Below are 18,796 nucleotides of genomic sequence, written 5' to 3' on the forward strand. Positions count from 1 at the left end.
CTCCGGGGGTAGCTTCCCGCCATGTGCATATCGACGGGTGCGGCGGAGTTCTCCGGCACGATCGCGTACTGCGGCCGGCAGCACCATCCGGAGCACGGGCTCGTCCACGTCCTCGGTTACCAGAACACGGCGATCAATCTCGCCGACGGCCCGAACGCCATGCTCCTGCACATACCGACCAGGCGGCTCACCCCGCAGCACTTCCTCTCCACCGGCCGCGACGGTGACGTCCTGCGCCGCATGGTGGCCGCGGTCGAGGACGCCGAGGCGGCGGCAGGTGGTATCGCGTGGATGAGCGGGGAGCCGAGTACGGTCCAGGTCTTCGACCACGACGTCTACACGGTGCTCCTGGCGGACGATCCGACCGCGATCAACGCCGCGCTGGGACGAGTACCGCAGCACAGACGACCCCACCTCGCCCCGGACCTACTGGACTTCTACGCGTCCCACTACCCCGACCACACCATCGCGGTGTGCTGCTTCGACAACGCGGACGCGCAGCGCGCCAAGCCCCTGCTGCTCTGGTACACGCCCCTGGACCCCGACCGCTTGACCGTCCCCGCCGTGGACAGCCACACCGGCAAGGCCCCCGACCTGAACGCCCGGGTCCCCGTGGACCACTGGATCCTCTACTCCACCGACGAGGCCCCACCCACCTGGGGCGCCCCCGTCACCCACCCCACGTCCCTGCGCCACCGCACCCGAGCCTTCCTCCCCGCGTCCGTGATCGGCCGACACTACGGCCCCGAACAGTCACTCCCGAACGGCGACTTCTCCATCAGCCACCGCGACCTGCTGTCGGGCGACCTGAACGCAGTCGAGCGCGTCGCCGGAACCTTTCAGGCGAATCGGCACCATTGAAATGTGACATCGACTCTCTTGCCGGAAGGCAACGTCGAGGCAGGGACTGCCGGGATCGGACCACCCCGCTCTACCGTTCGAGTGCGGACCCCGAAAACCCCAGAAGTTCGTACTCTTCCTCGAAGACGACTGCTATGCGCGTTTTATTGTGGGAGACGAAAATCAAATCACTTCCCAGGGCCTCACGGAGATTGCCGCCCCACGTCTCCTCTGTTGCTTCGCAGTCAATCCATGGAAAGAACTCCAGTCCCGTCCGGCAGTAGAATCTCCTTCCGACTCCTGAAGTCTCGGTAAAACGCTCAACCCATCGATTGATTCGCTCCTCGCGGTCGTCGTCAATCCGTGAGTGAGGTTCCGAGTTGGTCTGTTGCCACTGGGAAACGTGGCGGCCGACCCATACGGGAATATCCCTTTCCTGCACGTATCCGAAGCAGCGGAAGTCGGTAAGTTTGAGCGGTAGCTTTTCGGCTTCAATTGCTTCACTGCGGTACTGGATCTTCTTGCGAAGTTCCTCGCTTGGCACTATTTGATCTCCGGATAGTCGCCCACACTCGGACCTGACGGCGTGAATCATGACCTGCGATGGGGGACGCCCCTTTCGCTCCACCGCGCTGCTCCACGTCGACGCTGGGCAGGCTCATGGCAGACTCCTTGGTCAACTGGATCTCCCCGCCGGACAGGCGAAGACCTCTCCCGCAAGGTAGTGAGTGGCTTTGATGCCCGCCTCCGCCAGGTGTCGACGCAGGGCGCGGTCGAAGGGCTGGTACGGGGGCATGTCCATGACCTCGACGTTCAGTACGACCTCCCCCTTCTTGAACACGCCCGGTGCTTCGCAGGGCATGTCGATCGACGCCCGGTGGTCGGCGACCGTGCCGGTGGTCGAACCCACGGTGAAGGTGTCGTGCGGCGCGGAGGGAGTGGGGCTCGGCGATGTGCCGGGCTTGTTCTTCAGGGTCTTCTTCCAGAGGTAGGAGACGCTGATGAAGCGGTTCTCCGTGCCGTGCAGCCAGCAGTATCCGCCTGCCCGCCATTTGGTCGGATGGAAGTGGCTGGTGTCCTCCGACCTGACGCCGTCGTCGCCGAGCAGGCGGCCGAACACCGGACCGGAGAGTTTGTGGTCGCAGACGGTGGCGGCAGTGCGTGGCGCGCGGGGCGAATCGTCGTCACCGCTGCAACTGGTCAGAGTGAGCAGGAGCAGCGCCAGCACAGCTGTCGCCCATTGCCGCAGGTGGGTGGGGAACGGTGTGCTCATGAGCCGTTCACCGCGGAGTTCCAGGCCACGCCCGAGGTGTATCCCACAGAGGCCGCACGGGCGACCGCATCTGCCTGCACGTCAATTTCCCGTTGCGACATGTTGGTTCCCGAAGCCTGTAGGGCCAACCGAAGAGAGTCGGCACTGGACGTCCTGATGGCCTTGATTCCTTGTGCGTACGAGGTGTCCGCCTCGTTTCTGGCCTCAGCGGTGGTGTCCCGCTGAGCCCGGTCGACGACGAGCTCCTGAATGTCCTCGACCGCGAATCCGGCGACGACCCCGGCTACGGGAGAGACGGCGGCGGTGGCGCCGCCGACGGCCATCGACAATCCGCGTCCCACCCATTTGTCAGTGGTGGCGACGGCGCTGTTGTAGTCCGCGTCCGAGGCGGAGTGTGCCTCATGAATGGCATGAGCGCGGGCGCCGCCCATGATTCCGGCGACGACGGCCCCCGGGTGAGTGACGTTTTCCATTGCTGTGTTCAGATCCGCCGGATGGCTGTCGATGACGCGGCGCATGAGAACCGCGGTGTTGGCCTGTTCGGCCTGGGTGATGGCCGCGTAGGCGTCGGGATCCTGACCCACTGCGGAGAGGAAGGGCTGGAAGGGCGCGGTGTCGAGTCTCGCGTCCTCCCCGAACGGCACGATGGTGCCCTGTTCGTTGCCCACGGCCGCCTGGAAGTCGGCCATGTAGTCGGCGGTCATGTTCCCCAGGCTGTCGCGCATCGCGTCGCGCCCGCCTTCGGTGAGGATCTCCGGTTGCACGCCGACCGTGTCGACCACGTCGTGCATCAGCGCCGCGCGTTCCGCACTGTGCTTGACGGGCTCGGCGTCCACGTCGTCGTAAGAACGTCCGGTGGTGCCTGATTCCAGGGCGTGCCCGAGATGGTCGTAGCCGCTGGGGTTCTTGGCGTCGCCGGTGTAGGCGCCTCCCTCGGGCCATTGACGTTCTTTGAGGAGGTAGTCGAGGTGGTCCACCTTCTCGTTGCCGACGGTGGTGCTGCCGGTGAGGAATTCTGTGGAGGCCTCGGGATTGTGTCCGAGGGCATCGGCGAAGCCGTTCATGGGGTCGAGGGGCACCATGTTGGCCAGGCCTGGGCTGCGGGTGTTGCCGGCGCTCCAGAAGGCTTCGGGTCTCTGCCCGCCACCGGACGTGCCGTGTCTTTCGGCGCTGATGAGATCGTCGCCGTAGTCCTGGAGGAAGTTCGTGTCCCACTTCCCCTGGCTCATCAGGCTGGCTCCGACCTGATAGCCGCTGAAACCGTGGGCGGACTCGGTCGGGTTGGCCTTGAACTCGTGCTGACCCGCGGCGCGAAGGTCCTCCTGGAACTTGGTGATGGCGGGATCCGCCTTGCCGTGGTCGTCGGACCGGGTGGCGGTTCCCAGGGTGGTGCCCAGGTTCTTCTGGAAAGACTTGAGTTCGGCGATGTCCTTCTTCGAGAGATGCGTCCCGGCCGGCGGGTTGACCAGTTCGTTGTACCGCTCCAGCGTGGTGTCGGCGCCTGTCCTCACCGCGAAGCGCCGGGCGAACTCCGGGTCGTCGCGATTGGCTGAGAGAACCGCGTTCAGCTGGTCGAACTCGACGGGGGTCAGCCGGCCCTTCTTCTTCATGAGGTGCGCGGCCTCGTCCGCCTCGAAGGCGTCGAGGCTCGTGTAGACGCTGGTGTTGAACGACGTGCTGTCCTCGCCGTTGGCGTCCCGCTCCAGGGCGCCGCTCGCGGCGGCGTCGGCCGCGGTGGCGAGTTCCAGGATGCGTTTCATGCGGGACTCCAGGCTTCCTTGCGCTCGGTGGCGAATCCTTCGGCAGCCGAGGCGGTGGGGCTGTCCCAGCGCTTGTCCACATCCTCGATCACGCCCTTGTCGGAGATCCGGAAACCGTCGCCAGGAGCTTCCTCCAGCAGGGCGTGGAGCTGCTTCTGGTACGTGCTGAACTCGTCGTGGGCGTCGGCGAGCAGCCGGGCGATGCGTCCGGCCTCGACGGCGGCGTCCTCGTACTGCTTGCGCGCCTTCTTCATGGTGGCGAAAGCGGACTCGGCCGCGTCGCCTTCCCAGTGGCCTTCGAGTCGGTCGAGGACACGGCGGGTGAACTCGTCCCGCAGGCTCTGGTACTTGGCCGGGAGGCCTTTCCAGGAGTCGGCGGCAGTGGCCAGAGGCGCGAGGTCGGCCTCTTTGAGGTACGCGAAAGACAACATGCGCGGTGTTCCTTCGGAGACGTGCGGCGGCGACGCCGGACCGGACCGGCTATCCGAACGGGGTGTGGACCGAGGCCATACGGGCTCGTTCTTCCTGTTCGGTGCGGGTGTAGTGGCCGGTGGTGGTGTGCATGCGGTCGCTGATGTCCTGCAACATGTTCTTGAGGTGGGTCACCTGCTCGCCCCAGCGCATGTCCATCGTCATCAGAGAGCCGGCCGTCATCCAGGAGCCCGCGTCTGGTGGGCCGGGAGCGGTGTGCTTGTTGAGTCCCTTGACGGCGCTCAGCGTGTCCTCGTCGGCGCGGTCGTCCACCCTCGCCGTCTCACCTCGCAGTTCCACCAGCGAATTCGCTGCCTGGTCCATGCGGTCGGTGTCGGTCTTGCTCATGCCTCCCCGGGCGCGCGAACCCTCGGGATCGGATTGCGCCGTCATCAGAGATCAGCCCCCATTGGCCCCTTGGCCCCAGCTCTCGCGTGCGTGGTCTTGATTTCCGGGAACGGTACAACCGTTCGATACTGTGGGCGGGGAGACCGAGGGGATCTGGCGGAAATGCCTCGGTCCGCTGTGCACTGAGGTCCGCTGTGCACTGAGGAACGGCTGCGGAGTGCGGGGCCACGGAGTTCCCCCGCGTCGCCGTTCCACCGGTCCAGCCGCCCCGACGGCAGCCAGGGACCCCTCCCGCGAGCCCCTCGGCCCACGGCGCCACGCCCCCGGCCGCCCGTGCTGCGGCCCGGCTTCGTGGCCGGAACCGCGTCCCCCGCCGCGGATCCCGGTCACCGGTCCGCCGCGCTGAGGAGGGGGAGGTACCTTTCCGGCATGTGCACATCGGCGGGCGCCGCCGATTCCTCCGGAACGATCGCGTATTGCGGCCGCACGCACCACCCCGAGCACGGGCTCGTCCACGTCCTCGGCTACCAACACACGGCCGTCAACCTGTCCGACGGCCCGAACGCCATGCTGCTGCACGTACCGAGCAGGCGGCTCACCCCGCAGCACTTCCTGTCCACCGGCCGCGACGGTGACGTCCTGCGCCGCATGGTGGCCGCGGTCGAGGACGCCGAGGCGGCGGCGGGTGGTATCGCGTGGATGAGCGGGGAGCCGAGTACGGTCCAGGTCTTCGACCACGACGTCTACACGGTGCTCCTGGCGGACGCCCCGACCGCGACCAACGGGAGGCCTCAAGGAAGCAGACCCACCAAACAGAGTTGATGAAGACCACCAGGTCCCGGACGCTGTAGCTGGGCTTCAACGACACAACTGGCAGAGGGGAAAGGGGGATCGTGAAACGACCACTGCTGTTTCTCGACGTGGACGGACCGCTCAACCCCTATGCGGCCAAGCCGCAAAGACGTCCTGCCGGCTACACGACGATCAGGGTTCCCCGAGAGAGCTCGGAGAACGACGAAGGACCATCGATCCAACGACGGCCTCTGCGGGTGTGGCTCAACCCCGCGCACGGTCGGGCTCTTCTCCGGCTCGACTACGAACTGTGCTGGGCCACCGCCTGGATGGGCGACGCCAATCGCTGGATCGCTCCGGTGCTCGGCCTCCCCGAACTGCCCTTCGTCGACTTCGGCGGCGTCCTGCTCCAAGAGCGCCCCGACGGAGTCCACTGGAAGACCGATCCCCTCCTGGACCACGCCAACGGCCGCCCCTTCGCCTGGGTGGACGACGAGCAGAGCACACTCGACGAGACACACGTAGCCGCACACCACCCGGGTCGCGCGCTCCTCCACCACGTCGATCCGCGGGTCGGCTTGGGAGTGGACGACTTCCACAGGCTTGCCGAGTTCGCGCTCGGATACTGAGCGCCTCACGAGCCGAAGATGTGCGTCACCAACCAGAAATCGTCTTCTTCCGTGGTGACAGCGCAGAGACGCTCCCCGTCCACTGATAGTGCAACGAACTCTAAAGGGTGTTGCACAAGGCGCGGACGATCTCCAGATCCGCTCTGCGGGCCCCGGCCAGGCCGGTGGAAGACGGTGCACAAGCGGGCAGTCGATCATGCCTGTGGTGGCCGAATTCAGGCGTGATCGCGGTTGTGCAACACCCTTTAAAGGGTGTTGCACAAGGCCGTGATCTGGGCATCTCCGGTGTATGGCTGGGGTGTTGAGGGCTGAACGTGTGTGGGTGGAGACGTTCACGGGGCTGTCGTTGGAGAAGTTCGGGCGGCTGCTGAAGACGGTCCGGGACCGGGGCGGCAACGGCACCCTGCGGGGCCGGCCGTGGAGCCTGCCGCTGGCCGAACGGGTCCTGGTGGTGGCCGTGTACTACCGCACGAACCTGACCATGCGGCAGCTCGGCCCGCTGTTCGGCGTCTCCTCCTCGACGGTGTGCCGGGTCATCCAGAAGCTGGGCCCGCTGCTCGCGCTGGAGCCGGTGGCCCGTCCGGCCGACGCGGCGGACCGGCTGTGGATCGTGGACGGCACCCTGATCCCGGTCCGGGACCGCCACGTCGGCACCTCCAGCCGCAACTACCGGTTCTCGGCGAACGTGCAGGTCATCGTCGATGCCGATACCCGCCTGGTGATCGCGGCGGCCCGGCCGGTGCCGGGCACCACCGCGGACGCGCACGCCTGGCGCGCCTCCGGCCTGGCCGCGCGCTGCCGGGGCGTGACGGTCCTCGGCGACGGCGCCTACCTGAACTGCGGCATGGTCACCCCGCACCGCAAACGCCCCCGACGCGAGCTGCTGCCGGGCGAAGAGGACGACAACGCGGCCCACCGCAAGGTCCGCGCCCGGGTCGAGCACGTGATCGGCCGGATGAAGAACTACAAGATCCTCCGCGACTGCCGGCAGCACGGCGACGGCCTCCACCACGCCGTCCAGGCCGTCGCCCAGATGCACAACCTCGCCCTCGCATCATGACCAGAAAACCGTCTCCACCGGCTCTGACCTGCCAGAACGCAGCCTTGTGCAACAACCTTTAAGGGCTGTGCCGCAAATGGCGAGGGTGGCCGCGGATGAGACGATCCTGGTGCGACAGGGTGACGTCGTCTTGGCCGTGGACGGAGCCTGGAGCCCGTTTCGCAGCCTCTTGGTGAGGGTTCAGGATGCTGGAAGAGGTATGAGGAATGGGTGTTGACGTGCTGCTGATGCAGGTGGCGCAGCGGGGGACGAGCCCCAAGAGTCGTCGGCTGACCATGGTGGACTTCGTCCAGGACGGGGCGGACCTGTTCTCCACTTTGTGCGTGAATAGCAGTCTGCCGATGCTCGCCCGCGTGGATCCGTACCGCACCCGAATCCTTACGTCGGCAGACATGCCCCAGTTCCTCTCCGAGATCGATGCCACCTGTGACTTCGTGATGGGGCAGGAAGAGCGGGACGTCCTGGAGAAGATTCGCGGGCTTGCCGAGCGTTGCGCTGAAGCCGCGAGCCTTGAACTCCACCTGGAAGGTGACTGAGAGTTTAACCCTCGCGTACGCCGCAGGATGAGGCGAATACGGGACAGCCCTTAGCCAAGGCTAACGCTCCATACGTCGCAGCCTCCAGGCCAATCGTCTCGCCCGTCTTCTCCGTCCACCACCAGGACGGAGACCCTTGTGGCCGCTGAGCGGTACTCGACAAAACCGCCTTGTGCTGTGCGGATCAGGGGCGGGGCATCCGGAATTCGGTGGTACTGCTGGCTGAATTCACCCCAGCTGAAGTATCGAGGGAAAACTTCCTGCATAGTTTCTTCCCATTCGGCCATCAAAGTGCTGTTGCCGGCGATTCTGTGCAGTTCCAGCATGCCACTTGTCACGACCCACTCCGGTTCCTGGGAAAAATGAAACTCAATGAACCCGTAGTCCCTTCTCAGGGAGAGATTTTCCTCGTCGGCTTCTTCGATGAAGTCGACGCGAATCTTCTCGGTTACCGCGCTCAAGGGTGAGCCCAGCCCTAATCCGTGGAACTTTCCTGTGGCCACGAATTCCGCGACGGACTTCATTCCGTTCATGACTTGCTCTCCAGTGCGCCGATGAGGCGCTTCATCTCTTCGGCTCGATCGACTTGGCGGACAGTGGCGGCGGGCGTCGGCGGCGAGGAGTCCAGCTCGGCCTGCATCGCCGTCTCGCGCTCGATGTGTCAGGCGGGCGCTGAAATCCGGAGGCGTGGAGGTGGGGCCCACCCACCAGGAGGAAGGGGCGGGTCTACTGAGAAAAAAGCTGCTGGTCGGAGATCGCTACTCTGGGAAAAATCTGCAGCTTCAGTTCTCCCTTTGTTGCCCCTAGAGAGAAGTCGATGAGGATGGATGTCCGGTTGTGCTGAGAGTCGATGCGCATGCAAGTGGCACCCTCTCTGAAAATGTCAACCGCCCATTCTCCTTTTTCTTCACCCCATTTGATCCGAACGGACCTCCCTGTCTCGCTCGTCGTGAGGAATAAGGACTCTCCGGTCACTTCACTCAAGTTGAGTTCGAGTGTGTCTCCGGCATCGCGGCGCACTGGTTCCACGCCGATTTCCTCGAGAAACTCTGCCTCAAGGGGAATCCGGAAGGCTTCTTGCATCATTGCTCCGTGCTCGGGACCGTCGTGAACCGCCTCTGAAAATTACAGTAGAAAGGCGATGGCTTCCGTCGGGCATGAACTGCCATGTGCTCTCAACCCCTCTAATCCCGTGGGGGCCATAGATTACAGAGTTCGTTACTCCGAATATTCCATATTCGGTCGTAAAGCTTCGACCAAACCCATTATTGACTGACTCCTGGAGGTGCCTCAGAACATACTCACGCGAGGCGGGTGTGGACGCCCACGGCGCCGACCGCCTCGTCGAGCAACCGCGCGCCCAGCACCTTCACAAAGGGCCGGCCCCGGTCGGCGGCCGTGGCGCCCCGCCCCTCCAGAAAACGGCCCAGCGACTCCTCGTGCGAGAACGCGCAGATCCAGCGCAGCCCACCCGACTCCGCCGACCACAGACCGTCCTGATCGTCCAGCGGCACCAGCACCGGCGTGCGCCGGAACTCGCCCAGCAGCGCCGTGAACTCGCTGCGCGCGGCCTCCACTTGCTCCTGAGAAACCTTCTCGACCGGACCGTCGAGCAGTTCTTCAGGCCCCCGTATGCCATCCATGGCCAACGATCCTGCCATCCGTGACTCGTCGTGAGCAACAGGTGACGGAAGTGGAGGGCGAGATCACAGGGGAGCCCAGGGTCGAACGCGATGCGAGGGGTGGCCGGTGCTCGGTCAGGCCTGTGCCCGGCGGACGTCGCACTCGTGCAGGTCCTTGAGGACCCGTGACACGGTGGCGAAGTCGTGGTCGCGGTGCAGCACCGTGAGGCCGTGATGAGCCGCTGTGCCGCAGAGCACGAGGTCGACGACGCCCGCGGCCCGGTGCTGTCCGGCGCGCGTGAGTTTGTACTGTGCCGCGTTCACCCACCGCCAGATGTCCTTGGGGACGGTGACCGGTTCGAACAGGTCGGAGAGCTCCTCGTCGATCTCGTCCCGGTCGTCCGGGCCGAGCGCGCTGTACAGGATCTCGGCCCGGGTGGGCTCGCAGATCCCGACCGCTCCCGTCTCGATCTCCGGGTCCCAGCGGCGGTGCGCTTCCGGATCGGAGCCCAGGTGGACGAAGGCGCTGGTGTCGAGCAGATACGTGATCACTCGGCCGTGTCGCTCCGCCGCGCTGCCTTGCGTGCTTCCAGGTCGCTCTTCAGCCGGTCGAGCCCACCGCGTGCGCCACGCTCGGCCAGCCGGTCGTAGGCGGCCCGGCGCCGATGGCGCTTTATGACCTCTTCGAGGGCCGTGTTGATGGTGTCCTTCTTGGTACTGGTGCCGAGGAGCCGAGCCGCCTCGGCCAGGACATCGTCGTCCACGTCGACGTTGGTCACGCTCATCGCAGACTCCTTTGTATCCCATGTGGGTGACTCTCATACTTTACCCACATGGGCGGCTTCCGGCAGCCGGGACGGCTCCGGCCTGATCAGGCCGCGAGCGTGCGGAAGAAGGCCCGGATGTCCGCGGTGAGCAGGTCTGGTTCCTCCATGGCGGCGATCCAAGCCAGTTGACCGACCGGTGAGTCGCTCAGAGCGTAGGCGAGGGTCTGCGGCCGGGTGGACTGCACGGCCACGTAGCCGGAGGTCTCCGTCTGGTGACGGGTCCAGCTGCCCAGACGTTCGCGGTCGAGTTCGCCGAGCGTGGAGGCGTCGCCCGCGGGGAAGGTCGGTGGGCTGTTGCGGTGGATGCCGATCAGCCGCTCGGGGGCGATGAGGCCGAGGTCCCTGGATATCCCTGAGCCGAAGTCGCCGCCCTGTGCGCCATAGCGCTGGTAGCCGAGCCGTTCCATCAGCTCGGCCCAGGCGCGAGCGACGCGGCGGTAGTCCCAGTGCGTTTCCCTCGTCGGGCCTGAGAAACCGAAACCAGGAATGGACGGGATCACGACGTGGAAGGCGTCGGCGGGGTCACCGCCGTCGGCCCGGGGGTCGGTCAGCGGGCCGACGACGTCAAGGAATTCCAGGACCGAGCCGGGCCAGCCGTGCGTCAGGATCAGCGGCATCGCGTTCGGCTCGGGCGAGGTAGCGACCTCTCCTCCCCCGGCCCCCTTCGAGGGCCACCCGCCCCGGTCACGACGTCGTCTTCCGGCCCGGAGGTGCGGCGCGGCCCCCGATTCTCATTGCGGCAGGTGAACCGCCAGATGGAAACCGCGATCCTGGAAAGGAATCCCTGCACTGCCGAAAGTGAGCACGACTACGGCGTTCGGAATGCTGGCAGGGCCCACGGTGATCTCACCCGGGGGCATGAAAGCTAACGTGCCCGCGGTTCCCAAGGTGGCGATGTACGTGCCTTGGGAGACATCCCGGTCGAAGAACACGGCGTACTGGCCCGTGCCGAAGCGGAAGACGGACGTCACGCCTATGCCCCGCACGAGGACCGAGTCCCAGACGGCGGTCAGCGTGGTCGTCTTACGCGGTGCAGCCGCCAAGGCATCTTGGGCAACCTGGAGTGCAAACGTCACTTTGTCCACCTTTCCCGGACGTTTTACATCGCAGGGTCCGCCCGGCGGCCGGGCCAGTCAACGGCACGATCCGGCCTTTGAGCTGGAACCGGGGCAGTCGTCGACGGCGCCGGCTCCACCCTCGTTCGTGTGCAGCGGGTGGCATGCGGTCCTTGGCATTGATCCCGGTCAGGCGCAGAGAGCTGCCCGCGCTCCGTGTCGCCCAGCCACCGCCGACTGCGGTCACGAACTACGTTCCTGCGCTGAGATGTTCATGCATCGAGAAGGAGACCCGGCATGGCCGACGAGATTGCCGTTCCGGAGGGGATGCCCGGAGCGCCTGATGTGGAGCTGGCGCTGTCGTACGCGAAACGGGCGCTCGCGAAGTTCACGGCTGTGCGCCTCTGCCTGATTCTCCCGTTGACTCTGGGGCCGGTCGTCGGGGTCAACCTGGGCTTCTTCTCGGCTTCCGTGATCGCCGTGCTCCCCATTCTCCCGGGGCTGTACCTCCTGTTCACGGCTGCGTACCGGCTCCGGTACGCCACCCGCCTCCTCGCATGCCGACGGATCCTGCGTCTCTATCCCCTCGTGCCCTACTCGCGGGTCGTCAAGAAGAAGGAGACGGGGAAGCTGTACGGCGTCGTGTTCGCGCTGCGTGTCTCCACCCGTGGGCAGCATGGCGCTCCGCTGATGCGCGGTCTCAACGCCACGGGCAGCACGAAGTGGCCCGCGGGGTTCGAGGAAGGCGGGTGGGTGGCCGGTGATCTCCCGTACGGAGGAGTGCTCCTCTCTCCTACTGCCAAAGCCATGCTCTTCATCAAGCCGGACGACTGGGGCAAGTCGGAGCCGCGGCGTCGGGAACTGGGTCCGGAGCGCGAAGAGCTGGCCAGGCGGGCCGGTCTGCACGACAACAAGTGGCGCGAGCCCATGTTCTCCATGGTGTGACGTCCAAGTCATCGTGCGAGCAGGCTGTTGACGGCGGCCTGCTCGATCTTCGCGCGGTGGGCCGCACGGGTCTCCTCGTCGATCGGCTGCTCGTGCTCGGCGCGCAGCCCGGTCCGGCCGTCCAGGCCCTCGCGCAGGATGTCGGCGTGCCCGGTGTGCCGGACGGACTCGCTGAGGACGTGGACCATGACGGCGAACAGGGTCGTGTTGGGATACGGCTCCGACCACCACGGCACGTGACCGGGGGCGTCGAGGGGCAGCTCGCCGATCGTCGCGTCCGAGTGCTCCCACGTACGCCGGTAGAACGCGATGATCCGATCGCGGGTCTCGTCCTCGGCCGCCCACAGATCGCTGCCGTCGGAGTCCTGCCACCGGGACAGCGGTTCCGGAGAAGGGCGGTCGAAGACCTCGCCGAAATATCTGGCCTCGACGGTGGCCACGTGTTTGACCAGGCCGAGGAGGTTGGTCCCGGTCGCCGTCAAAGGGCGGCGGGCGTCGTACTCGGACAAGCCGTCGAGTTTCCAGAGCAGCGCCTCGCGGTCCCGGCGCAGCCTCCTGTGCAGGTGGTCCTTCGCGAACTCATCGATCATGCCGAACGACACTGCCACGGGCCGCCGCCGGCCTCAAGATCCGTCCGTGGCGACTACGTCCAGGCCACCGCCACGATCACCGCGGCCGCCGTGACCGTGGCCACGGCGTAGAAGGCCCAGGCGGCTCTGGAGCCCATCCCCACCAGCGCGAACACCGCCACCAGGACGTCGAGGCCCAGCTTCACGCCCATCTTCGCGTGCGACACCGGCAGGTCGAGGGAGAGACGGGTCCAGACGAGGCCGGCGCCGGTGACCAACTGGACGACCGCGCTGGTCACCATGTATCCGCCGGTCACGGGGTCCTTGCCGCGCAACTGGTAGAAGATGCCGCCCAGGATCGCGGCGAACCCGAAGAGGTGGAAGACGAGGAACACGTACCGGAGGATGTTCATGCCAGTTGTCCTTCTGTCCGAAGCGGGCGGAACGGGTGAGCGGGCGGGCCACGAGGTCTTCTTGACGCGGGACGAGACAGCTGGGCTGTCCGTGACATCGCGGAGCCGGAATCCGGGGAGACGTGGATCACACCCGGGCCGAGCGGAAGCGCCGCGGCCCGGGGCCGCAACTGCCATGATCCACAGGGGCATTCGGGCGCGCAGGGGGAGCGGGAAATGGGCGAGGCGACGGAGTTCGAGGAACTGAGACCCCTGCTGTTCTCGATCGCGTACCGGATGCTCGGCAGCGTCGGCGAGGCGGAGGACGCGGTGCAGGAGACCTGGCTGCGCTACGCCGCCTCACCCGTGGTGCCGGAGTCGCTCAAGGCGTACCTGGCGACCACGGTGACCCGGATCTCGATCGACGTGCTGCGCTCCGCCCGGGTGCGGCGCGAGGCGTACGTCGGGCCGTGGCTGCCCGAGCCGCTGCTCGACGACCCGTACGAGGACCCGGCCCGCGCGGCGGAACTCGCCGACTCGCTGTCGATGGCCGCCCTGGTGCTCCTGGAACGGCTCAGCCCGCTGGAGCGATCGGTGTTCGTGCTGCGGGAGGTGTTCGCCTTCGGGTTCGACGACATCGCCACGGCCACCGGACGTTCGCAGGCGGCGTGCCGCCAACTGCTCGTCCGCGCCCGGCGCCACATGGACGAGGGGCGGCCCCGGTTCGCGACGGACCAGGGCGAGCGCGACGAACTGGCGCGACGGTTCTTCGACGCGATGGCCCAGGGGGACATGGAAGGCTTGCGGAGCCTGCTGTCCGCCGACGTCCAGCTCGTCGGCGACGGTGGCGGCAAGGCGCCGCAGCTGGCCCGGGCCGTCGCCGGTGACCGGAACGTGGCACGGCTGCTGGCCACCGTGCACCCGCTGATGGCGCGCACCGGCATCACCTGCACGCCGCGCCGCATCAACGGTCAGCCCGGAGCGCTCTTCCGCGATCGCGACGGGAAGATCCTGCGGACCTTCGTGCTGGACGTGCTGGACGGGCGGATCCGCACGATCCGCTCCGTCATCAACCCCGACAAGCTGACCCACCTCGGACCGGTGGCCGACCCCTGGGCCGTCGACCAGGAGGTGCGGCGGGCGCGGCGTCGGTCCGGGTGACCGGCGCCTCCCGTCGCGCCCGTGCGCACTACTCCCCGCGCCGGATCCGCTCCGCGATCTCCCCTACCGCCGTCGCGGCCCGCCTCTGCAACCCCGGGCCGAACGTGATCCGGGTCGCCCCCGCCGCGCCCCACTCCCGGAGCACGGAGCCGTCCGCCGGGGCGCCCGCGTTGATCGGGCCCTCGACGGCCGCGCGCAGGTGGGGCAGGGCCGTCAGCGGGGCGCCGATCGGGTAGACGCAGTCGGCGCCCGCCGCGATGTACAGGCGGGCCCGGTCGACCGCCTCCGCCACCGGGTCGGCGGCGCCCCTGATGAACGTATCGATACGGGCGTTCAGGACGAGGGCGTCGCCCGCCGCCGCCCGGACCTCAGCGAGCCAATCGGCGTGTGCGCGAGGGTCTTTGAGGCCATCCGCGCGGGTCGAGTCCTCCAGGTTGCAGCCGACCGCGCCCGCGTCCAGGAGCCGGGCCACCAGTTCCTTCGGGGGCAGGCCGTAACCGTCCTCGACGTCCGCGCTGACCGGCACCGACACCGAGCGCGCGATGCGCCGCACCGCCGCGAACATCTCGTCGGCGGGGGTGGAACCGTCCTCGTAGCCGAGGGACGCAGCGACCCCCGCGCTCGGCGTCGCGAGGGCGGGGAAGCCCGCATCCTCGAAGGCGCGGGCGCTCGCCGCGTCCCACGGGCCGGGCAGGACCAGCGGGTCGCCGGGGGAGCGGTCGTGGTGCAGGGCGCGGAACGTCGCGGCCGGGTTCACCATGCTGGGCCTCCTGGCTCGATGCGGCGGGCGACCATCAGACGGTTCCAGCTGTTGATGACCGTGATCACCCCGATGAGATGGGCGAGTTGGGGCTCGGTGAAGTGCTCGGACACCACCTCGAACACATCATCCGGTACGGAGTCGGCCGTCAGGAGCGTGATCGCCTCCGTCAGGGCCAGCGCCGCCCGCTCCCGCTCGCTGTACAGGTCGCCGGCCTCGCGCCAGGCGTCGAGCAGGGCGATCCGCTTGGCGCTCTCGCCGTTCTTCTCCACGGCGATGTCCACGTGCATGTCCAGGCAGAACGCGCACGCGTTGAGCTGCGAGGCCCGGATCATCACCAGTTCGGCGAGGACCGGATCGCCCAGGCCCCGCTTCGCCGCCGCGCCCGCGGACTGCAGCGCGCGGCGAACCTCCGGGTCCAAGTGGTGCGTACGGATGGTCACTTGGCGGTCTGCGGCTTGTAGTGGCCGGCGACCATGCGGGTGGTCACGCCGAACCGGTTCCACGCGTTGATCGTCGTGATCGCCGCGATGAGCCGGCTCAGCTCGGCCTCGTCGTAGAGCCGGGCCGCCTCCTCGTACACGTCGTCCGGCACGAAACCGTCCGTCAGGACCGTGATCGCCTCGGTCAGCGCCAGCGCCGCGACCTCCTTCTCCGTGTAGAAGTGCCGGCTCTCCTCCCACGCGCTGAGCTGCACGATCCGCTCGACGCTCTCGCCGGCCGCCAGCGCGTCCTTCGTGTGCATGTCGAGGCAGAACGCGCAATGGTTCAGCTGCGAGGCGCGGATCTTGACCAGCTCGAACACCACCGGATCCAGGCCCTTACGGGCGGCGGTGTCCAGCTGGATCATCGCCTTGTAGACCTCGGGGGCGTGCTTGGCCCAGGCCAGGCGCGGGGTGTGCTCGTGGACGTACTCGGGGGTGCTGCCGCTGTTCGTGTTCATGCTGCCAGCCTACGAAGCCAGTAGCCCACGTGTATGGTCCATTTCCATGGCAAATGAGTGGGCCACTTCGGCGTCCGGGCAGGCGCTCGGGATCGACCTCCACATCGACCCCGCCGGGGCGCACGGGCTGCGGCGCGGGCTGACCGACGCGCTGCGCGAGGCGGTACGCGGCGGGCGCCTCGCCCCCGGCACCCGGCTGCCCTCCTCGCGCACCCTCGCCGCCGACCTGGGCATGGCCCGCAACACCGTCGCCGACGCCTACGCCGATCTCGTCGCCGAGGGCTGGCTCACGGCGCGGCAGGGGTCCGGCACCCGGGTCGCCGAGCGGCCCGTCGACACGCCCCGAGCGGCCCCCACCCCGGCCCGCCGGGCCGCCGGGCCGCTGGTCCACAACCTCCAGCCCGGCACCCCCGACCTCGCTTCCTTCCCCCGCGCCGCCTGGCTCAAGGCGGCCCGCCGCGCCCTGACCGCCGCGCCGAACGACGCCCTCGGCTACGGCGACCCGCGCGGGCGTCCCGAACTGCGCGCCGCGCTCGCCGGGTATCTCGCGCGGGCCCGCGGGGTGCACGCCGATCCCGAGCGCATCGTGATCTGCTCCGGGTTCGCGCACGGGCTGATGCTGCTCGGGGAGGTGCTGCGCGGGCGCGGGGTCACCGATGTCGCCGTCGAGTCGTACGGGCTGCCTCCGCACTGGCTGATCCTGAACCGGGCCGGGCTGCGCACGCGGCCGCTGCCGCTCGACCAACTCGGCACCGCGGTAGCGGAGTTGGGGTCTGCCGGGGCCGTGCTGCTCACCCCCGCCCATCAGTTCCCGATGGGCGATCCGCTCCAGCCCGACCGGCGGGCCGCCGTCGTCGACTGGGCGCGGCGCACCGGCGGGCTCGTCATCGAGGACGACTACGACGGGGAGTTCCGCTACGACCGGCAGCCCGTCGGCGCGCTCCAGGGGCTCGATCCGCACCGGGTCGTCTATCTGGGCACCACCAGCAAGTCGCTCGCGCCGGGGCTGCGGCTGGGGTGGATGGTGCTGCCGCCCGGGCTCGCCGACGAGGTGGCCGCCGCCAAGGGGGTCAGTGACTGGTCGTGCGGGGTGCTCGATCAGCTGACCCTCGCCGAGTTCCTGAACTCCGGGGCCTACGACCGTCATCTGCGGGGCGCTCGACTGCGGTACCGGCGTCGTCGGGATCAGCTGGTCGCCGCGCTGGCCGAACGGGCGCCTTCTGTTCGGGTTACCGGGATCGCGGCCGGGCTGCATGCCGTGCTTCCGCTGGCGCCGGGTACCGAGGACTCCGTGGTGCGGGCTGCCGCCTGGCAGGGGCTCGGGGTGGTGGGGCTGTCCAGTTATCGGCATGCCGACGCCTCCGGCGCGGATCCGCTCGACGCCCTGGTCGTGGGGTACGGGACGCCTCCGGATCATGGGTGGGGTGGGGCGCTGGATGCGCTGTGCCGGGTACTGCCGTAGGGGGCCGGCCGCGCAGTTCCCCGCGCCCCTGGGTTGTCGTTCGTCCGCGGCCCGGTGGCCGCTTCTCGCGCAGTTCCCCGCGCCCCTAAAACCATCTGCCACGCGCGCCTCTCGTCGTGGCTGGTCGCGCAGTTCCCCGCGCCCCTGAGATGCGCACTTCGTGCGCCATCTCACCAGAGAGGCGCGCCACCCGCCCTTCACCAGAGAGGCGCGCCACCCGTCCTTCATCGGAGAGGCGCGGCACCCGCCCTTCATCAGAGGCGCGCCCCGTGTCCTTGATCGGAGGCGCGCGGAGCGCAGCCTCAAAGGGGAGGCTGCGCGTCAGCGCATGCCTCAGGGGCGCGGGGAACTGCGCGACCAGCCACGACGAGAGCCGCACCCGGCAACGAAAAGCCGCGCGCAGCGCAAGGCTCCAGGGGCGCGGGGAACGGCGCGAGAAGCGGTCACCGGGACTACGGCGCGGAGTCCGATGGGGCCGGCGCCTCTCCGAAGCGGGCCAAGGTCAGGGCGCCTGCCACGGCCACCCCGAACCCCACCACCCCCAGCCACCCGAACCCGGCCCGCGTCCGATCGCCCAGGCACGCCACACCCACCAGCGCCGGCCCAACCGTCTCCCCGAGGACCATCCCGGCCGTAGCCACCGTCACCGACCCCCGCTGCAACGCCGACGTCAGCAACAAGAACGCCGCCCCACCCCCGACCAGCAGCGCGTACGTCGCCGGGTTCGTCAGGAGTGCCCCGGGCGACACGTCGTCGATCAGGCGGACGCTCACCTCGACCACTCCGAAGCCGAAACCCGAGCCGAGGCCCAGCGCGAGCGCCCGCCCGCGCCCCGGAAGCCGTCCCGCCGCCGCCCCGACCCCGAGCACCCCGACGGCCACCCCGAGCATCGCCCACCGCAGCGCGTCCGACCCGGCCCGGTCCCCCTCCGCGCCGGAGGCCAGCGCCAGCATCGCGAGCCCGGCGCACACCGCCGCCACCGCGCCCCACTCGGCCCCGCTCAACCGCACCCGCAACAGCCGTGCCGCGACCACCGCGGTGACGGCCAGACTCGCGGCCAGCGCCGCCCCCACCGCGTAGATCGGAATGCTGCGCAGCGCCACGACCTGGAACACGAACCCGACCGCGTCGAGGCCGAGCCCCGCGACATAGCGCCACTGCCCCAACGCCCGTACCAGCAGCGCCGGATCGACCCCCGACCCGGTCCCCGGCGGAGCCGCCCGCGCGGCCATCGCCTGGAGCACGGAGGCCGTTCCGAAACAGACGGCCGAAGCCAGCGCGCACAGCATTCCCAGAGTCACACGAGGAATCTAGGGGTACTCGGATGCGTGGCCACGCCAGGCGCTCTCTA

The 18,796-nt window shown here is 68.3% G+C and carries 25 protein-coding genes and 1 pseudogene; 8 read left to right on the forward strand and 18 right to left on the reverse strand.

Annotated features, from left to right (window positions below; genetic code table 11):
* Positions 1 to 21 precede the first annotated feature (21 nt).
* Positions 22 to 861, forward strand: a complete 840-nt coding sequence (locus ABII15_RS23630; protein ID WP_353944286.1) for a hypothetical protein — start codon at positions 22 to 24, stop codon at positions 859 to 861.
* Between the two features lie 70 nt (positions 862 to 931).
* Here ABII15_RS23630 and ABII15_RS23635 read toward each other — a convergent pair whose 3' ends face one another.
* The 5 genes from ABII15_RS23635 to ABII15_RS23655 all read right to left on the reverse strand — a co-directional run bounded on the left by ABII15_RS23635 (position 932) and on the right by ABII15_RS23655 (position 4,692).
* Positions 932 to 1,384 (reverse strand): hypothetical protein, encoded by a 453-nt coding sequence (locus tag ABII15_RS23635; protein WP_353944287.1) that lies wholly within the window; start codon positions 1,382 to 1,384, stop codon positions 932 to 934.
* A 132-nt stretch (positions 1,385 to 1,516) separates the two neighbouring features.
* The gene (locus ABII15_RS23640; RefSeq protein WP_353944288.1) at positions 1,517 to 2,113 is read right to left on the reverse strand and encodes a hypothetical protein; all 597 of its coding nucleotides are present in this window, start codon (positions 2,111 to 2,113) and stop codon (positions 1,517 to 1,519) included.
* The gene (locus ABII15_RS23645; protein ID WP_353944289.1) at positions 2,110 to 3,873 is read right to left on the reverse strand and encodes a DUF6571 family protein; all 1,764 of its coding nucleotides are present in this window, start codon (positions 3,871 to 3,873) and stop codon (positions 2,110 to 2,112) included. Before ABII15_RS23645 ends, ABII15_RS23640 begins: the two co-directional genes overlap by 4 nt.
* Complete coding sequence (locus ABII15_RS23650; RefSeq protein ID WP_353944290.1) at positions 3,870 to 4,304, reverse strand: PPE domain-containing protein; 435 nt, start codon at positions 4,302 to 4,304, stop codon at positions 3,870 to 3,872. The genes ABII15_RS23645 and ABII15_RS23650 overlap by 4 nt, the downstream gene beginning before the upstream one ends.
* A 49-nt stretch (positions 4,305 to 4,353) precedes the next feature.
* Entirely contained in the window at positions 4,354 to 4,692 is a 339-nt protein-coding gene (locus ABII15_RS23655) for a hypothetical protein (protein ID WP_353944291.1), read from the reverse strand.
* Positions 4,693 to 5,121: 429 nt separating this feature from the next.
* Here ABII15_RS23655 and ABII15_RS23660 point away from each other — a divergent pair, with 429 nt between their 5' ends.
* The 4 genes from ABII15_RS23660 (at position 5,122) to ABII15_RS23675 (ending at position 7,709) form a co-directional block, all read left to right on the forward strand.
* Entirely contained in the window at positions 5,122 to 5,514 is a 393-nt protein-coding gene (locus ABII15_RS23660; protein ID WP_353944292.1) for a hypothetical protein, read from the forward strand.
* Positions 5,515 to 5,585: 71 nt separating this feature from the next.
* Entirely contained in the window at positions 5,586 to 6,113 is a 528-nt protein-coding gene (locus ABII15_RS23665) for a hypothetical protein (protein ID WP_353944293.1), read from the forward strand.
* A gap of 289 nt (positions 6,114 to 6,402) precedes the next feature.
* Positions 6,403 to 7,173, forward strand: a complete 771-nt coding sequence (locus ABII15_RS23670; RefSeq protein WP_353944294.1) for a transposase family protein — start codon at positions 6,403 to 6,405, stop codon at positions 7,171 to 7,173.
* Between the two features lie 218 nt (positions 7,174 to 7,391).
* Positions 7,392 to 7,709, forward strand: coding sequence for a hypothetical protein (locus tag ABII15_RS23675; RefSeq protein WP_353944295.1), 318 nt, complete (start codon positions 7,392 to 7,394; stop codon positions 7,707 to 7,709).
* Between the two features lie 50 nt (positions 7,710 to 7,759).
* Here ABII15_RS23675 and ABII15_RS23680 read toward each other — a convergent pair whose 3' ends face one another.
* The 7 genes and pseudogenes from ABII15_RS23680 to ABII15_RS23710 form a co-directional block, all read right to left on the reverse strand.
* Positions 7,760 to 8,242, reverse strand: a complete 483-nt coding sequence (locus ABII15_RS23680; protein ID WP_353944296.1) for a hypothetical protein — start codon at positions 8,240 to 8,242, stop codon at positions 7,760 to 7,762.
* A gap of 193 nt (positions 8,243 to 8,435) precedes the next feature.
* On the reverse strand, positions 8,436 to 8,795 hold the full coding sequence (locus tag ABII15_RS23685; protein ID WP_353944297.1) for a hypothetical protein: 360 nt from the start codon (positions 8,793 to 8,795) through the stop codon (positions 8,436 to 8,438).
* Between the two features lie 215 nt (positions 8,796 to 9,010).
* Positions 9,011 to 9,352 (reverse strand): hypothetical protein, encoded by a 342-nt coding sequence (locus tag ABII15_RS23690; RefSeq protein ID WP_353944298.1) that lies wholly within the window; start codon positions 9,350 to 9,352, stop codon positions 9,011 to 9,013.
* A gap of 114 nt (positions 9,353 to 9,466) precedes the next feature.
* Entirely contained in the window at positions 9,467 to 9,883 is a 417-nt protein-coding gene (locus ABII15_RS23695) for a PIN domain nuclease (RefSeq protein ID WP_353944299.1), read from the reverse strand.
* Positions 9,880 to 10,116 (reverse strand): type II toxin-antitoxin system VapB family antitoxin, encoded by a 237-nt coding sequence (locus ABII15_RS23700; RefSeq protein WP_353944300.1) that lies wholly within the window; start codon positions 10,114 to 10,116, stop codon positions 9,880 to 9,882. The genes ABII15_RS23695 and ABII15_RS23700 overlap by 4 nt, the downstream gene beginning before the upstream one ends.
* 155 nt (positions 10,117 to 10,271) lie before the next feature.
* A pseudogene (locus tag ABII15_RS23705) lies at positions 10,272 to 10,793 on the reverse strand (alpha/beta fold hydrolase); the annotation flags it as partial.
* A 96-nt stretch (positions 10,794 to 10,889) separates the two neighbouring features.
* Positions 10,890 to 11,234, reverse strand: coding sequence for a hypothetical protein (locus tag ABII15_RS23710; RefSeq protein WP_353944301.1), 345 nt, complete (start codon positions 11,232 to 11,234; stop codon positions 10,890 to 10,892).
* A 276-nt stretch (positions 11,235 to 11,510) separates the two neighbouring features.
* On the opposite strand from ABII15_RS23710, the gene ABII15_RS23715 reads away from it, so the two are divergent.
* Positions 11,511 to 12,158 carry a hypothetical protein gene (locus ABII15_RS23715; RefSeq protein WP_353944302.1) on the forward strand — a complete coding sequence of 216 codons (648 nt, stop codon included), beginning with the start codon at positions 11,511 to 11,513 and terminating at the stop codon, positions 12,156 to 12,158.
* Positions 12,159 to 12,166: 8 nt separating this feature from the next.
* Here the strand turns inward: ABII15_RS23715 and ABII15_RS23720 are convergent, their stop codons facing one another.
* A complete protein-coding gene (locus ABII15_RS23720; RefSeq protein ID WP_353944303.1) occupies positions 12,167 to 12,748 on the reverse strand; it encodes a DinB family protein in 582 nt (193 codons plus the stop codon).
* Positions 12,749 to 12,801: 53 nt separating this feature from the next.
* A complete protein-coding gene (locus ABII15_RS23725) occupies positions 12,802 to 13,140 on the reverse strand; it encodes a hypothetical protein (protein ID WP_353944304.1) in 339 nt (112 codons plus the stop codon).
* A 216-nt stretch (positions 13,141 to 13,356) separates the two neighbouring features.
* Here ABII15_RS23725 and ABII15_RS23730 point away from each other — a divergent pair, with 216 nt between their 5' ends.
* On the forward strand, positions 13,357 to 14,280 hold the full coding sequence (locus ABII15_RS23730; protein WP_353944305.1) for an RNA polymerase sigma-70 factor: 924 nt from the start codon (positions 13,357 to 13,359) through the stop codon (positions 14,278 to 14,280).
* A 28-nt stretch (positions 14,281 to 14,308) separates the two neighbouring features.
* Here the strand turns inward: ABII15_RS23730 and ABII15_RS23735 are convergent, their stop codons facing one another.
* The 3 genes from ABII15_RS23735 to ABII15_RS23745 are packed head-to-tail and all read right to left on the reverse strand — an operon-like array spanning position 14,309 to position 15,983.
* A complete protein-coding gene (locus tag ABII15_RS23735) occupies positions 14,309 to 15,040 on the reverse strand; it encodes an isocitrate lyase/phosphoenolpyruvate mutase family protein (RefSeq protein WP_353944306.1) in 732 nt (243 codons plus the stop codon).
* Positions 15,034 to 15,483, reverse strand: coding sequence for a carboxymuconolactone decarboxylase family protein (locus ABII15_RS23740; protein ID WP_353944307.1), 450 nt, complete (start codon positions 15,481 to 15,483; stop codon positions 15,034 to 15,036). The genes ABII15_RS23735 and ABII15_RS23740 overlap by 7 nt, the downstream gene beginning before the upstream one ends.
* A complete protein-coding gene (locus ABII15_RS23745) occupies positions 15,480 to 15,983 on the reverse strand; it encodes a carboxymuconolactone decarboxylase family protein (protein ID WP_353944308.1) in 504 nt (167 codons plus the stop codon). Before ABII15_RS23745 ends, ABII15_RS23740 begins: the two co-directional genes overlap by 4 nt.
* 46 nt (positions 15,984 to 16,029) lie before the next feature.
* Here ABII15_RS23745 and ABII15_RS23750 point away from each other — a divergent pair, with 46 nt between their 5' ends.
* Positions 16,030 to 17,445: a PLP-dependent aminotransferase family protein gene (locus ABII15_RS23750; protein WP_353944309.1), complete on the forward strand. Its 1,416-nt coding sequence runs from the start codon at positions 16,030 to 16,032 to the stop codon at positions 17,443 to 17,445.
* Positions 17,446 to 17,897: 452 nt separating this feature from the next.
* Here ABII15_RS23750 and ABII15_RS23755 read toward each other — a convergent pair whose 3' ends face one another.
* Positions 17,898 to 18,734, reverse strand: a complete 837-nt coding sequence (locus ABII15_RS23755; protein ID WP_353947171.1) for a hypothetical protein — start codon at positions 18,732 to 18,734, stop codon at positions 17,898 to 17,900.
* Positions 18,735 to 18,796 lie beyond the last annotated feature (62 nt).

Origin of the sequence: Streptomyces sp. HUAS MG91, from assembly GCF_040529335.1 — a bacterium.
GTDB lineage: Bacteria > Actinomycetota > Actinomycetes > Streptomycetales > Streptomycetaceae > Streptomyces > Streptomyces tabacisoli.

Bases quoted from the DNA above. Each gene is read 5' to 3' on its own strand.
- ABII15_RS23645 (WP_353944289.1), bottom strand. From the start codon at position 3,873: ATGAAACGCATCCTGGAACTCGCCACCGCGGCCGACGCCGCCGCGAGC.
- ABII15_RS23630 (WP_353944286.1), top strand. From the start codon at position 22: ATGTGCATATCGACGGGTGCGGCGGAGTTCTCCGGCACGATCGCGTAC.
- ABII15_RS23755 (WP_353947171.1), bottom strand. From the start codon at position 18,734: ATGCTGTGCGCGCTGGCTTCGGCCGTCTGTTTCGGAACGGCCTCCGTG.
- ABII15_RS23655 (WP_353944291.1), bottom strand. From the start codon at position 4,692: ATGAGCAAGACCGACACCGACCGCATGGACCAGGCAGCGAATTCGCTG.
- ABII15_RS23660 (WP_353944292.1), top strand. From the start codon at position 5,122: ATGTGCACATCGGCGGGCGCCGCCGATTCCTCCGGAACGATCGCGTAT.
- ABII15_RS23745 (WP_353944308.1), bottom strand. From the start codon at position 15,983: ATGAACACGAACAGCGGCAGCACCCCCGAGTACGTCCACGAGCACACC.
- ABII15_RS23735 (WP_353944306.1), bottom strand. From the start codon at position 15,040: ATGGTGAACCCGGCCGCGACGTTCCGCGCCCTGCACCACGACCGCTCC.
- ABII15_RS23730 (WP_353944305.1), top strand. From the start codon at position 13,357: ATGGGCGAGGCGACGGAGTTCGAGGAACTGAGACCCCTGCTGTTCTCG.
- ABII15_RS23720 (WP_353944303.1), bottom strand. From the start codon at position 12,748: ATGATCGATGAGTTCGCGAAGGACCACCTGCACAGGAGGCTGCGCCGG.
- ABII15_RS23750 (WP_353944309.1), top strand. From the start codon at position 16,030: ATGGCAAATGAGTGGGCCACTTCGGCGTCCGGGCAGGCGCTCGGGATC.
- ABII15_RS23680 (WP_353944296.1), bottom strand. From the start codon at position 8,242: ATGAACGGAATGAAGTCCGTCGCGGAATTCGTGGCCACAGGAAAGTTC.
- ABII15_RS23700 (WP_353944300.1), bottom strand. From the start codon at position 10,116: ATGAGCGTGACCAACGTCGACGTGGACGACGATGTCCTGGCCGAGGCG.
- ABII15_RS23690 (WP_353944298.1), bottom strand. From the start codon at position 9,352: ATGGATGGCATACGGGGGCCTGAAGAACTGCTCGACGGTCCGGTCGAG.
- ABII15_RS23670 (WP_353944294.1), top strand. From the start codon at position 6,403: ATGGCTGGGGTGTTGAGGGCTGAACGTGTGTGGGTGGAGACGTTCACG.
- ABII15_RS23725 (WP_353944304.1), bottom strand. From the start codon at position 13,140: ATGAACATCCTCCGGTACGTGTTCCTCGTCTTCCACCTCTTCGGGTTC.
- ABII15_RS23640 (WP_353944288.1), bottom strand. From the start codon at position 2,113: ATGAGCACACCGTTCCCCACCCACCTGCGGCAATGGGCGACAGCTGTG.
- ABII15_RS23650 (WP_353944290.1), bottom strand. From the start codon at position 4,304: ATGTTGTCTTTCGCGTACCTCAAAGAGGCCGACCTCGCGCCTCTGGCC.
- ABII15_RS23715 (WP_353944302.1), top strand. From the start codon at position 11,511: ATGGCCGACGAGATTGCCGTTCCGGAGGGGATGCCCGGAGCGCCTGAT.
- ABII15_RS23685 (WP_353944297.1), bottom strand. From the start codon at position 8,795: ATGATGCAAGAAGCCTTCCGGATTCCCCTTGAGGCAGAGTTTCTCGAG.